Source organism: Curtobacterium sp. NPDC089185 (assembly GCF_040685235.1).
In the GTDB taxonomy this organism is placed as follows: domain Bacteria; phylum Actinomycetota; class Actinomycetes; order Actinomycetales; family Microbacteriaceae; genus Curtobacterium; species Curtobacterium citri.
On sequence record NZ_JBFBHK010000006.1, the window covers coordinates 268817 to 282073 of the forward strand.

General features: G+C 69.6%; 11 protein-coding genes. 6 read left to right on the forward strand and 5 right to left on the reverse strand.

The genetic code is table 11. The features are described from left to right. Positions 1-54 precede the first annotated feature (54 nt). From AB0N84_RS09185 to tkt, 4 genes are all read right to left on the reverse strand, one after another. Positions 55-999, reverse strand: coding sequence for a glucose-6-phosphate dehydrogenase assembly protein OpcA (locus tag AB0N84_RS09185; RefSeq protein ID WP_069710834.1), 945 nt, complete (start codon positions 997-999; stop codon positions 55-57). Further along, entirely contained in the window at positions 996-2534 is a 1539-nt protein-coding gene (zwf, locus tag AB0N84_RS09190) for a glucose-6-phosphate dehydrogenase (protein ID WP_182047424.1), read from the reverse strand. Before zwf ends, AB0N84_RS09185 begins: the two co-directional genes overlap by 4 nt. Positions 2535-2730: 196 nt before the next feature. Continuing rightward, positions 2731-3843: a transaldolase gene (gene tal, locus AB0N84_RS09195; protein WP_363545439.1), complete on the reverse strand. Its 1113-nt coding sequence runs from the start codon at positions 3841-3843 to the stop codon at positions 2731-2733. A 155-nt stretch (positions 3844-3998) separates the two neighbouring features. After that, on the reverse strand, positions 3999-6092 hold the full coding sequence (tkt, locus tag AB0N84_RS09200) for a transketolase (RefSeq protein ID WP_182047422.1): 2094 nt from the start codon (positions 6090-6092) through the stop codon (positions 3999-4001). Positions 6093-6463: 371 nt separating this feature from the next. On the opposite strand from tkt, the gene AB0N84_RS09205 reads away from it, so the two are divergent. Beyond that, positions 6464-7408 (forward strand): heme o synthase, encoded by a 945-nt coding sequence (locus tag AB0N84_RS09205; RefSeq protein ID WP_069710838.1) that lies wholly within the window; start codon positions 6464-6466, stop codon positions 7406-7408. Between the two features lie 282 nt (positions 7409-7690). Here the strand turns inward: AB0N84_RS09205 and AB0N84_RS09210 are convergent, their stop codons facing one another. Further along, positions 7691-8677, reverse strand: coding sequence for a COX15/CtaA family protein (locus AB0N84_RS09210; RefSeq protein ID WP_182047421.1), 987 nt, complete (start codon positions 8675-8677; stop codon positions 7691-7693). A gap of 255 nt (positions 8678-8932) precedes the next feature. Between AB0N84_RS09210 and sufB the strand changes: the two genes are divergently transcribed. From sufB to AB0N84_RS09235, 5 genes are all read left to right on the forward strand, one after another. Then, positions 8933-10351 (forward strand): Fe-S cluster assembly protein SufB, encoded by a 1419-nt coding sequence (sufB, locus tag AB0N84_RS09215; protein WP_069710839.1) that lies wholly within the window; start codon positions 8933-8935, stop codon positions 10349-10351. After that, on the forward strand, positions 10352-11653 hold the full coding sequence (sufD, locus tag AB0N84_RS09220) for a Fe-S cluster assembly protein SufD (RefSeq protein ID WP_182047420.1): 1302 nt from the start codon (positions 10352-10354) through the stop codon (positions 11651-11653). Beyond that, positions 11650-11979 carry a non-heme iron oxygenase ferredoxin subunit gene (locus AB0N84_RS09225; protein WP_363545466.1) on the forward strand — a complete coding sequence of 110 codons (330 nt, stop codon included), beginning with the start codon at positions 11650-11652 and terminating at the stop codon, positions 11977-11979. Before sufD ends, AB0N84_RS09225 begins: the two co-directional genes overlap by 4 nt. A gap of 61 nt (positions 11980-12040) precedes the next feature. Beyond that, positions 12041-12808: a Fe-S cluster assembly ATPase SufC gene (gene sufC / locus AB0N84_RS09230; RefSeq protein ID WP_182047419.1), complete on the forward strand. Its 768-nt coding sequence runs from the start codon at positions 12041-12043 to the stop codon at positions 12806-12808. Beyond that, complete coding sequence (locus AB0N84_RS09235; RefSeq protein WP_069710842.1) at positions 12808-13137, forward strand: metal-sulfur cluster assembly factor; 330 nt, start codon at positions 12808-12810, stop codon at positions 13135-13137. Before sufC ends, AB0N84_RS09235 begins: the two co-directional genes overlap by 1 nt. Positions 13138-13257: the final 120 nt, after the last annotated feature.

Below are 13257 nucleotides of genomic sequence, written 5' to 3' on the forward strand. Positions count from 1 at the left end.
TTGGTGGGCCGGCTGGTCGGACGCCGGGTGACGTCCGACCGGCCGGGAGGGTGGTCAGCCCGCGATCGACTCGCGGATCTGGGGCACCCCGTGCTTGACGACGTCTCCGAAGAGGACGTCCGGGTCGAGTCTACGGAGTTCCTCTGCGAGGCAGTCACGCAGGTTGCGCCGCGGGAGCGACAGGTCGTGCGTGGGCTGCCCCGGCATCGACAGCGTGGCGACGTCGACGAGCGAGCGCTCGAGGTCGATCGGACCCGACGCCCGCTCGAGCTTCACGCCGTGGATGCCGCTCGAGCCCGTCGCACGGGGCGACGTGACGACGGCGACGGGGACCTGCAGCTGCAGCCGGAGCCACGCGGCGAGGAGGATCGTGGACGGGCTGTCGCTCGCCCCCGAGACCTCGACGGACGTGATCGACTCGTACGGCGGCTGGTCGAGCGCCGCGGCGAGCTGGTTCCGCCAGAGCGTCAGACGGGTCCACGCGAAGTCGGTGTCGCCGGGGACGTACGAGCGGCCGAGCGCCTCGATCGCGCCGTTCGGGTCCTTCTGCGCGGCGGCGTCGGTGATGCGGCGCTGCGCGATCCGGCCCAGCGCGGACGCCGCGGGCTGCTCGGGCGCGGTCTGCGGCCACCACGCGACGACGGGCGCGTCGGGGAGGAGCAGGCCGGTGACCAGGCTCTCCTCGTCCGTGGCGGTCTCGCCGTAGGCGCGGAGGACGATGACCTCGCTGGCGCCCGCGTCGCTGCCGACGCGGATCTGCGCGTCGAGGCGACCGGGGGACTTCGTGTCGCCGTCGTTCTTCGACACGATGATCACGCGCATCGGGTGCTCGCGCGAGGCCTCGTTCGCCGCCGAGATCGCCTCTTCCTCGTGGCCGAGGCCGGTCGAGATGATCAGCGTCAGGACGCGACCGAGGGCGACGGCGCCGCCCTCCTCGCGGATGTGGACGAGCTTCTTCTGGATCTTCGAGACCGTGGTGTTCGGCAGGTCGATCTTCATGGACGCCTCCAGGTCCGGCCGTCGCGGGCGAGGAGGTCGTCGGCGGACGACGGCCCCCACGTGCCGGGACGGTACTGCTCGGGCTGGCCCTGCGTGGCCCAGAACTCCTCGATCGGGTCGAGGATCTTCCACGACAGTTCCACCTCTTGGTGACGGGGGAACAGGGGCGGGTCGCCGAGGAGCACGTCGAGGATGAGTCGCTCGTACGCCTCCGGCGATGCCTCGGTGAACGCGTGGCCGTAGCCGAAGTCCATCGTCACGTCGCGCACCTGCGTGCCGACGCCGGGGACCTTCGAGCCGAACCGGAGCGTGACGCCCTCGTCCGGCTGCACGCGGATGACGAGCGCGTTCTGCCCGAGCGGCGCCTGCGTGTTGCCGTAGACGTCCTCGGGGACGCGCTTGAACACGATCGCGATCTCGGTGACACGACGGCCCAGGCGCTTGCCGGCGCGCAGGTAGAACGGCACGCCCTGCCAGCGTCGGGTCGCGATGTCGAGCTTGATCGCCGCGTAGGTCTCGGTCGTCGACTCGGGGTTCATCCCCGCCTCGTCGAGGAAGCCGAGCACCTTCTCGCCGCCCTGCCACCCACCGGCGTACTGGCCGCGGGCCGTCGCCGTGGCGAGGTCCTCCGGCAGCCGCACGGCCGAGAGCACCTTCTCCTTCTCGGCGCGGAGGTCCGCGGCCTTGAACGAGACGGGTTCCTCCATCGCCGTGAGGGCGAGGAGCTGCAGCAGGTGGTTCTGGATGACGTCGCGCGCCGCGCCGATGCCGTCGTAGTAGGCGGCACGTCCGGCGACGCCGATGTCCTCGGCCATCGTGATCTGCACGTGGTCGACGTAGTTCGAGTTCCAGATGGGTTCGTACATCTGGTTGGCGAAGCGGAGCGTCAGGAGGTTCTGGACGGTCTCCTTGCCGAGGTAGTGGTCGATGCGGAAGACGTCGTCGGGCGCGAAGACGCTCTCGACGATCGCGTTCAGCTCGCGCGCGGTGCGGAGGTCGGAGCCGAACGGCTTCTCGACGACCACACGGCTCCACGAGCCCTCGCGCTTCTCGGTCAGCCCGGACAGCTTGAGCTGCTCGGTGACGACCGGGAACATCTTCGGCGGGATCGACAGGTAGAACGCGTGGTTCCCGAGCGTGCCGCGCTGCGCGTCGAGCTCGTCGACGGTGCGCTTCAGCTCGAGGAACGCCTCGGGGTCGTCGAACGAGCCCTGGACGAAGCGGATGCCCTGTTCGAGCTGCTTCCAGACGGCCTCGTCGAACGGGGTGCGGGAGTGCTCCTGGACCGCGTCGTGCACGAGCTGGGAGAAGTCCTGGTCCTCCCAGTCGCGGCGGGCGAACCCGACGAGTGCGAACCCGGGCGGCAGGAGCCCCCGGTTCGCCAGGTCGTAGACCGCGGGCATCAGCTTCTTGCGGGACAGGTCGCCCGTCACGCCGAAGATGATGAGGGTGCTGGGTCCCGCGATCCGGTTCAGACGGCGATCGGTCGGCAGTCGGAGCGGGTTGTGCTCCGGGGTGACAGCCACCGGTGACATGAGTCGGTGAACTCCTTGTAGGTCGAACGGAGACGGCGGAGCGCTGCGCTGCTGTGGCAGCGGCGACTCCGCCGTCGTGGTGGTCGGGTCCGGCCGGGAGGCGCGCATCGCGCCCGGCGGGCAGGTCCTGACCGAGGGTGCCCGCGTCACGGGGACGGTGGTACCGTCCCCGCGACGCTTCGGCTCCGGTTCCTGCTTACTTCGCGTTCTCGAGCGCGGTCTTCACCGTGTCGACGAGCTCGCCCCAGGAGACGTTGAACTTGTCCACGCCCTCCTTCTCGAGCAGCGCCACGACGTCGTCGTAGTCGACGCCCTGGGCGGCGATCTGGTCCATGACCTGCTGGGCGCCGTCGAACGAGCCGGCGATGGCGTCGCCGTGGATCTCGCCGTGGTCGAACGTGGCGTCGAGCGTCTTGCCCGGCATGGTGTTGACGGTGTTCGGCGCGGCGAGCTCGGTCACGTAGAGCGTGTCGGGCAGCGACGGGTCCTTGACGCCGGTCGACGCCCAGAGCGGACGCTGCGTGTTGGCACCCGACTCGAGCAGGCCCAGGGCGCGCTCGGTGGCGAACTGCTCGGTCCAGACCTGGTACGCGAGCTGTGCGTTGGCGATGCCGGCCTTCGACTTGAGGGCCTTCGCCTCGTCGGTGCCGACGGCGTCGAGGCGCTTGTCGATCTCGGAGTCGACGCGCGACACGAAGAACGAGGCGACCGAGTGGATCTTCGAGAGGTCGTGGCCGGCGGCCTTGGCCTTCTCGAGGCCACCCAGGTACGCGTCGATGACGGCGCGGTAGCGCTCGAGCGAGAAGATCAGGGTGACGTTGACCGAGATGCCGGCACCGATGACCTCCGTGATGCCCTCGAGGCCCTCGAGGGTCGCGGGGATCTTGATGAGGACGTTCTCGCGGCCGACCTTGTCGAACAGGAACTTCGCCTGCTCGATGGTCTTCTGCGTGTCGTGTGCCAGGCCCGGCTCGACCTCGATCGAGACGCGGCCGTCGAAGCCCTTGGTCTCGTCGTAGATCGGCTTGAAGACGTCGGAGGCGTTCGCGACGTCCTGCGTGGTGATCTCGAAGATCGCCTCGGTGACGTCGGTGCCCTTCGCCGCGAGCTCCTTGACCTGCGAGTCGTAGCGCTCGCCCTTGGCGAGGGCCGACGCGAAGATCGTCGGGTTCGTGGTGACGCCCACGACGTTCTTCTGCTCGATGAGCTCGGTGAGCTTGCCGGTCTCGAGGAGCTCGCGCGACAGGTCGTCGAGCCAGATGCTGACGCCGACCTCGGAGAGGGCGGCGGTGGGGGTGTTCTCAGCCATGGGTTTCTCTTCTTCTTTCGTCGACCGGCCCGGTCTGCGTGACGCGACCGGGGCCGTGGTGTCGTGGTCTGGAGGCCGGGAGGCGCGGGTCGGCCCGCTGCGTGCCTCCCGGCAGAGGGGCCGGACCCGGCGTACCGGATCCGGCCCCTCGTGGGTCAGGACGCTGCGATCGATTCCTTGGCGGCTGCGACCACGTGCTCCGTGGTGAAGCCGAACTCGGCGAAGAGTCGCTGGTAGTCGGCCGATGCACCGAAGTGCTCGATCGACACGCTGCGGCCCTTGTCGCCGACGATGTCGCGCCAGCTCATCGCGATGCCGGCCTCGACCGAGACGCGTGCGGTGACGGCCTTCGGCAGGACCTGCTCGCGGTAGTTCTCCGACTGCTCGAAGAACCACTCGAGCGACGGGGCGCTCACGACGCGGGCGTTGATGCCCTCGCCCTTGAGCTGCTCGCGGGCGTCGACGGCGATCTGGACCTCGGAGCCGGTCGCGATGAGGATCACGTCCGGGGTGCCGTTCGGCGCCTCGGCCAGCACGTACGCACCCTTGCCGACGTTCTTCGCCGAGGCGAAGGTGTCGCCGGACGCCTCGCCCTCGCCGCGCTCGAACACGGGGAGGTTCTGGCGGCTCAGCGCGATGCCGGCCGGGCGGTCCTTGTGCTTGAGCATCTCCAGCCAGGCGTACGAGACCTCGTTCGCGTCGGCCGGACGGACGACGTCGAGACCCGGGATCGCGCGGAGCGCGGTGATCTGCTCGATCGGCTGGTGCGTCGGGCCGTCCTCGCCGAGGGCGATGGAGTCGTGGGTCCAGACGTAGATCGCCGGCGCCTTCATGAGCGCGGCGAGACGGACCGCCGGACGCATGTAGTCGCTGAAGATCAGGAAGGTGCCGCCGAAGGGGCGGGTGTTCCCGTGCAGGACGATGCCGGACAGGATCGAACCCATCGCGTGCTCGCGGATGCCGAAGTGCAGCACGCGGCCGTACGGGTCGGTGCTCCAGGTCTTCGTCGACGCCTCGGCCGGACCGAAGGACTTCGCGCCCTCGATCGTGGTCAGGTTCGACTCGGCGAGGTCCGCCGAACCGCCCCAGAACTCGGGCATGAGCGGCGCGATGGCGTTGATGACCTTGCCGGAGGCGGCGCGGGTCGAGACGGCCTTCTCGGTCGGGAAGACCGGCAGCGCCTCTTCGAGGCCCTCGGGGAGCTCGCCCGCGTTGATGCGGTCGAGCATGGCCTTCTTCTCCGGGTTGGCAGCAGCCCACGCGTCGAAGGTCTTCGTCCACTCGGCGTGCTCGGCCTGGCCCTTGGTGATCGCACCGCGGGTGTACTCGAGGACCTCGGGGTCGACGTGGAAGGTCTGCTCGGGGTCGAAGCCGAGGACCTCCTTGAGGCCCTTGAGCTCCTCGCCGCCGAGGGCGGAACCGTGGATCTTGCCGGAGTTCTGCTTGGTCGGCGACGGCCAACCGATGATCGTCTTGAGGACGATGAGCGACGGCTTGGTCGTCTCGGCCTTGGCGGCCTCGACGGCGCGGTACAGCTCCTCGACGTCCTCGGAGTACTCGCCGGTCTTCTTCCAGTCGACGTGCTGGACGTGCCAGCCGAGCGCCTCGTAGCGGGCGGCGACGTCCTCGGAGAACGCGATGTCGGTGTCGTCCTCGATCGAGATCTGGTTCGAGTCGTAGAAGACGACCAGGCGACCGAGCTGCTGGCGGCCCGCGAGGCTCGCGGCCTCGTTCGTGACGCCCTCCTGCATGTCGCCGTCACCGGCGATCACGTAGGTGAAGTGGTCGAACGGCGACTCGCCGTCGGCGGTCTCCGGGTCGAACAGGCCGCGCTCGAAGCGCTGCGCGTAGCCGAAGCCGACGGCCGAGGCGAGGCCCTGGCCGAGCGGGCCGGTGGTGATCTCGACACCGTCGGTGTGGCCGTACTCCGGGTGACCCGGGGTCTTCGAGCCCCACTTGCGCAGGTGCTGCAGGTCCTCGAGCTCGAGGCCGTAGCCGTGCAGGTAGAACTGCACGTACTGGAGGATCGAGGCGTGGCCCGCGGAGAGGATGAAGCGGTCGCGGCCGATCCAGGTGGAGTCGCTGGGGTCGCGACGCATCACCTTCTGGAAGAGCAGGTGGGCGACGGGCGCGAGGCTCATCGCGGTGCCGGGGTGACCGTTGCCGGCGGCCTCGACCGAATCGGCGGCGAGGACGCGCGCCGTGTCGACGGCCTTCCTGTCGATGGCGTCCCAGGTGAATTCAGCCACTTGGATGTTGACCCTTCGTTGTTGCGACATGTGCGAGGGCTCGTGCCATCGCACGGACATGATCGCCGTCCCGGGGCCGGATGTCGTGTCGCCGTACGACGGCGGCCGACCGGCTCGATGCGGCCGACGTCATCGGGGCGCGCACTGCGGGAGGCCCCTCCAGCATAGTGACCACGCACACAGAAGGTGTCCAGGTGACGACGGTGCCGTGTCGGGCGTCGGCCCGGGCGGCGGGGCGGGGCAGCATCGCGGCGCCTCGATGGCCTAAACTAGGGACGGCCCGTGTTCATTCCGGGTCGACGCACGCCCCGACGGTGACGGAGCCGCCCACCGAGCGTGCGAGCTGACGCGAACGGACTGAGGTTCCCCTGTTGACTGCCACCGCGACCCGGCCCGACACCGATCGACCCCGCTCGTCGCTGTCCCGCAAGGTCCGGGCGTACGTCTCGCTGACGAAGCCCCGCGTCATGGAGCTGCTGCTCGTGACCACGGCGCCGACGATGTTCCTGGCGGAGCGCGGCGTGCCGGACCTGTGGCTCGTGTTCTGGACGATGCTCGGCGGCGCCATGTCCGCCGGGTCCGCCTCGGCCTTCAACTGCTACATCGACCGCGACATCGACCGGCTGATGAAGCGGACGAGCACGCGCCCCCTCGTCACCGGGGAGCTCTCCGACCGCGAGGCCCTGGTGTTCTCGTGGGTGCTCGCCGTGCTCTCCACCGCGGTGCTCGGGTTCCTCGTGAACTGGCTCGCCGCGGCGCTCAGCGTCATCGCGATCCTCATCTACGTGTGCGTCTACACGCTGTGGCTCAAGCGCCGCACGCCGCAGAACATCGTGTGGGGCGGGTCGGCCGGCTGCATGCCCGTGCTCATCGGGTGGGCCGGGGTCACCGGTTCGCTGACCTGGGCGCCCGTCATCCTGTTCATGGTGATCTTCCTCTGGACGCCGCCGCACTACTGGCCGCTGTCGATGAAGTACCGCGACGACTACGACGCCGCCGACGTCCCGATGCTCGCGGTGGTCCGCGGCCGCACGGTGGTCGGGCTCCAGGTCGTGCTGTACGCCTGGGCGACGCTCGTCTGCTCGCTGCTGCTCATCCCGGTCGCGAACATGGGGCCGCTCTACACGGTCGTCGCGCTGGCCGGCGGGATCTGGTTCGTCGTCGAGTCGCACCGCCTGTACTCGCGGGCGATCCAGCACGTCGAGCAGGTCCACCCGATGCGCGTGTTCCACAGCTCGATCACGTACCTGACGCTGCTCTTCATCGCGGTGGGCATCGACCCGCTGCTGCCGCAGGTCTTCACCTTCTCGCTGTAGCGCGGGTCCGCCCCAGCGCACGAGACGCCGCCGGTCCCCGGCGGCGTCTCGTGCGTCCGGGCGCGCTCGAGGTGCGGTGGCGCTGTCGCTGGTGCGAGTGGGGCGTGCAGGTGCCCGACCACCGGACGGGAGGCGCGGTGCGGGCGGGTGGCGCGCCTCCCGTCCGTAACGTGGTCGGGGCGAAGCCGTCTGCCGCGGTCGCCCGAGCAGGCTCCGGAACGACGACATCCCACGCGTCGATCGACGCGTGGGATGTCGGTGGAGCGGTGCCGTCGGCGCGGCTCAGGCGGCGACGGGCTCCCGGTGGGCCGAGCGGCCGGCGCTCGCGCGCGTCGAGAGCACCAGGACGGTGACGGCGCCGACGAGCAGCCCCGCGAGCACCATGTGCGTGCCCACGAGGCCCACCGGCAGGCCCGTGCGCGCCTGGGTCAGCCCGACGGCGATCTGGACGAACTCGACGACCAGCAGCAGGAGCGCCCACCGGCTCGACGTCCGCAGCAGCACCGCCCCGACGACGAGGACCAGCGTGAGGCCGAACAGGACGTAGGCGGGCACCGCGTGCAGGTGCTCCATGAGCTGCGGGTCGAAGCCCGTGCGGTGCAGTCGGCCGCCGTCGACGGCCTCGTCGGCCCCGGCGTGCGGCCCGGACCCCGTGGTGAGGATGCCGACGAGCACCGTGACCGCGGTGGCGGCGACGGTGCCCCGGACGACGCCGGTGTACCAGGCCGGCACCAGTCGGGCGGCGGCACGCGGACCGTTCATCGAACGGTAGACGAGGGTCGCGGTGACCGCGACGAGCGTCGTCGAGACGACGAAGTGCAGGCCGACGACGAAGGGGTTGAGGTTCGTCAGCACGCTCAGGCCGCCGATGACGGCCTGCACCGGGATGGCGATGCCCTGGGCGAACGCGAGCCAGAACAGCTCGGGACGCGTCCGGCGCATCCGGACGACCGCCAGGAACATCGCGATCGCGACCACGACGAGCACGAAGGTGAGGAGCCGGTTCCCGAACTCGATGACGCCGTGGACGCCCATCTCGGGCGTCGACACGAGCGACTCGGCGGTGCACTTCGGCCAGGTCGGGCAGCCGAGGCCCGACGCCGTCAGCCGGACGAGGCCGCCCGTGCCGATGAGCACGACCTCGACCACGAACGAGGCCCAGGCCAGCCAGATCACGCGACGGTCGACGGCGCGGGGGAGCGACCACCACCGCGGGTTGCGGGTGTCCGGCTGGACGCCCTGCTCGACGGTGGGTCCGACGCGAGTCACGAGGGTGGTGCCTTCCTGTTGTTCCGTGCGGTGAACCTGTAGGATTCGAGGGTTCAGCGGCAGTCAAGTCTAGGCAGGCGCCGGCTCCGAATGGGCCGTGTTCGCCGGTGCAACCCGAGACTCCGTGGAACCATCGACGTTGCGGGGCAGCAGCGCCGTGGCTCCTCCTGTCGGAGGTCCGCGGTGGAATGGCGTCCGGACGTCCCGGGTTGTCACCCGGAGACGCTGCTTCTGCGAGAAGGAAACGAGGAGACCATGTCCGACGTGCTCATCGACCGTCCCGAACTCGAAGGGCTCGGCCAGTACGAGTTCGGCTGGTCCGACTCCGACAGTGCCGGTGCCTCCGCTCGACGCGGCATCTCCGACGAGGTGGTCAGTGACATCTCCGCCCGCAAGGACGAGCCGGAGTGGATGCGCAAGCTCCGCCTCAAGGCGCTGACGCTGTTCGACCGCAAGCCGATGCCCTCGTGGGGCGCTGACCTGTCGGACATCGACTTCGACAACATCAAGTACTTCGTGAAGTCCACGGAGAAGCAGGCCCAGACCTGGGAAGAGCTGCCCGAGGACATCCGCAACACCTACGAGCGTCTCGGCATCCCCGAGGCCGAGCGCCAGCGCCTCGTCGCCGGCGTCGCCGCGCAGTACGAGTCCGAGGTCGTCTACCACCAGATCCGCGAGGACCTGGAGGAGCAGGGCGTCATCTTCATGGACACCGACACGGCGCTGCGCGAGCACCCCGAGTTCTTCGAGGAGTACTTCGGCTCCGTGATCCCGGCCGGCGACAACAAGTTCGCCGCGCTGAACACCGCCGTCTGGTCCGGCGGCTCGTTCGTCTACGTCCCGAAGGGCGTGCACGTCGAGATCCCGCTGCAGGCCTACTTCCGGATCAACACCGAGAACATGGGCCAGTTCGAGCGGACGCTGATCATCGCGGACGAGGACTCCTACGTCCACTACATCGAGGGCTGCACCGCTCCGATCTACAAGTCGGACTCGCTGCACTCGGCCGTGGTCGAGATCATCGTGAAGAAGAACGCCCGCGTGCGCTACACGACGATCCAGAACTGGTCGAGCAACGTCTACAACCTCGTCACCAAGCGTGCGATCGCGCACGAGGGCGCGACGATGGAGTGGATCGACGGCAACATCGGCTCCAAGGTGACGATGAAGTACCCGTCGATCTACCTCGCCGGCGAGCACGCCAAGGGCGAGACGCTCTCCGTCGCGTTCGCCGGCCCCGGCCAGCACCAGGACGCCGGTGCGAAGATGGTCCACATGGCGCCCTACACGACGTCGTCGATCGTCTCGAAGTCGATCGCCCGTGGAGGCGGCCGCGCCGGGTACCGCGGCGAGGTCCGCGTGGACCCGGCCGCGCACCACGCCGCGAACACGGTCCGCTGTGACGCGCTGCTCGTCGACACCATCAGCCGCAGCGACACCTACCCGGCGATCGACATCCGCGTCGACGACGTCCAGCTCGGGCACGAGGCCACGGTCTCGCGTGTGAGCGAGGAGCAGCTCTTCTACCTGATGTCCCGCGGCATGCCGGAGGACGAGGCGATGGCGATGATCGTCCGTGGCTTCATCGAGCCGATCGCCCGCGAGCTCCCGATGGAGTACGCGCTCGAACTCAACAAGCTCATCGAGATGAGCATGGAAGGATCCGTCGGCTAGATGTCGAACACCAGTACCAACCCGACACCGACCGACGGGACCACCCCCGCGCCCCGCATCGATCAGCCGGTCGAGCCCTCGGCAGCGGCGCAGGGCACCGAGCAGCACGGCGCTCGCGCCCACTCCGACGGCGGCTGGGACGCGAAGGTCCCCGTGCAGACCCGCTCGGAGCGCCCGCAGTCCGGTGAGCTCGACGCCTTCCCGCCGGTGACCGGCCGCGAGGTGAACTGGAAGTTCGCACCGCTGGCGAAGCTCCAGCCGCTGCTCGACGGTGGCCTGGACGGCTCGGCGTACCCGTTCCTCGCCCGGCAGACCGAGGGCGCGGACGTCGAGTGGGGTCGCAGCGACGACCCGGCCGTCGGCTCCGCCGGGCTGCCCGAGGACCGCGCTGCGGCCGCGGCGTGGACCGCTCGTGACGCGGTCCTCAAGGTCACCGTCAAGGCGACCGAGGCGCACGAGTCGATCTCGATCACCCGCTCGGACTTCGGCACACAGCCCCGCGCGGCGCACACGGTCATCACGGCCGAGCAGCACGCGCAGGGCATCGTCGTGATCGACAACCGCGGCTCGGCGCTCCTCAGCGAGAACGTCGAGATCGTCGTCCGCGACGGTGCTCGGCTCACGGTCGTCAGCCTGCAGGACTGGGACGACGACGCCGTGCACGTGTCGACGCAGTTCGCCGAGGTCGGCCGTGACGCCTTCCTCAAGCACGTGGTGGTCTCGCTCGGCGGCGACGTCGTCCGGGTCAACCCCTCGACGCACCTCGGCGCGCAGGGCGCGGACACCGAGATGTACGGCGTGTACTTCGCCGACGCGGGGCAGTACATCGAGCAGCAGGTGTACGTGAACCACGACGCACCGAACACCCGCGGCCGCGTCAACTACAAGGGCGCGCTGCAGGGCGAGGGCGCGCACACCGTGTGGATCGGCGACGTCCTCATCGGCCGCGCCGGTGACGGCACCGACTCGTACGAGCAGAACCGCAACCTCGTCCTCACCGACGGCACGCGTGCGGACAGCATCCCGAACCTCGAGATCGAGACGGGCAACATCGAGGGCGCCGGCCACGCGAGTGCGACCGGTCGCTTCGACGACGAGCAGCTGTTCTACCTGCAGGCCCGCGGCATCCCGGAGGAGGAGGCCCGTCGTCTCGTCGTGCTCGGCTTCCTCGTCGAGGTCATCCAGAAGATCGGCGCGCCCGAGCTCGAGGAGCGCCTCATCGCCGCGGTGGAACAGGAGCTCGCCGACGGCCGCACCGCGGTCGCGGCGGCCGAGCCCGAGGCCGAGCAGGCGGACGCCTGATGGCCGAGAAGGTCTGCGCCGAGTCCGAGATCGCCGTCGACAGCCCGATGCGCGCGGTTGTCGACGGGACGGCCGTCGCGATCGTGAGAGACTCCGCGGGCACGGTGCACGCCATCGGGGACACCTGCACCCACGGCGACATCTCGCTGGCCGAGGGCTTCGTCGAGGGCGACACGCTCGAGTGCTGGGCCCACGGGTCGCGGTTCTCGCTCGCCACCGGCAAGCCGCAGAACTTCCCCGCGTACGAGCCCGTGCCGGTCTTCCGGGTCGAGGTCCGCGACGGCGACGTCTACGTCGACGTGCACGACCCGGTCCCGGTCGACTGACCAGCGCCCCACTGCTTCCGCGGCTGACGCCGCACCTGACGCTTCAACCGAAGGAACGTGAATGTCCACTCTCGAAATCCGTGACCTGCAGGTCTCGATCGACACCGACCAGGGTGTCAAGGAGATCCTCAAGGGCGTCGACCTGACGATCAACGAGGGCGAGATCCACGCGATCATGGGCCCGAACGGCTCCGGCAAGTCGACCCTGGCCTACACGATCGCCGGGCACCCCCGGTACAACGTCGTCGGCGGCTCGATCACGCTCGACGGCGAGGACGTCCTCGCGATGAGCGTCGACGAGCGCGCCCGCGCCGGCATGTTCCTCGCGATGCAGTACCCGGTCGAGATCCCCGGCGTGACGGTGTCGAACTTCCTCCGCACCGCCAAGACGGCGATCGACGGCGAGGCACCGGCGCTGCGCGGCTGGGTCAAGGACCTCCGCCAGTCGATGGCCGACCTCAAGATGGACTCGTCGTTCGCCGAGCGCAACGTCAACGAGGGCTTCTCGGGCGGCGAGAAGAAGCGCCACGAGATCATGCAGCTCGAGCTCCTCAAGCCGAAGTTCGCCGTGCTCGACGAGACCGACTCCGGTCTCGACGTCGACGCGCTGAAGATCGTCTCCGAGGGCGTCAACCGTGCCAAGGCAGCCACCGGCCTGGGCGTGCTGCTCATCACGCACTACACGCGCATCCTCCGCTACATCAAGCCGGACTTCGTGCACGTGTTCGTGGCGGGCAAGGTCGCCGAGCAGGGCGGCCCGGAGCTCGCCGAGCGCCTCGAGAACGAGGGCTACGACCGCTACGTGCAGGCCGCGGCGGCGGGCAACTGATGATCGCCGCACTCACCCCGGAGAAGTTCGACGAGGTCGTCGAGGGCCTCAAGGAGGTCCAGGACCCGGAGCTCGGCGTCAACATCGTCGACCTCGGCCTCATCTACGACCTCGCGATGGACGACGAGGCGAACGCACTCGTCATCAGCATGACGCTGACGAGCGCGGGCTGCCCCCTCACCGACGTCATCGAGGGCGACACGGCCAACGCGCTCGACGGCATCGTCGACGCGTTCCGGATCAACTGGGTCTGGATGCCGCCGTGGGGTCCCGAGCGGATCACGGACGACGGACGCGAGATGATGCGCGCGCTCGGCTTCTCGATCTAGACGCCACCACGGACGGACGGGAGGCGCGGTGCCGGCTGGCACCGCGCCTCCCGTCCGTCGTCGGTGCGCGTCTACAGGGTGGGGGGCGCCGCGTTTAAAGTGGGGGGCGGCCGCAAGACC

Coding starts and splice junctions, on each gene's coding strand:
- sufB (WP_069710839.1), top strand. CDS start 8,933: ATGTCCGACGTGCTCATCGACCGTCCCGAACTCGAAGGGCTCGGCCAG.
- zwf (WP_182047424.1), bottom strand. CDS start 2,534: ATGTCACCGGTGGCTGTCACCCCGGAGCACAACCCGCTCCGACTGCCG.
- sufD (WP_182047420.1), top strand. CDS start 10,352: ATGTCGAACACCAGTACCAACCCGACACCGACCGACGGGACCACCCCC.
- AB0N84_RS09185 (WP_069710834.1), bottom strand. CDS start 999: ATGAAGATCGACCTGCCGAACACCACGGTCTCGAAGATCCAGAAGAAG.
- AB0N84_RS09235 (WP_069710842.1), top strand. CDS start 12,808: ATGATCGCCGCACTCACCCCGGAGAAGTTCGACGAGGTCGTCGAGGGC.
- sufC (WP_182047419.1), top strand. CDS start 12,041: ATGTCCACTCTCGAAATCCGTGACCTGCAGGTCTCGATCGACACCGAC.
- tal (WP_363545439.1), bottom strand. CDS start 3,843: ATGGCTGAGAACACCCCCACCGCCGCCCTCTCCGAGGTCGGCGTCAGC.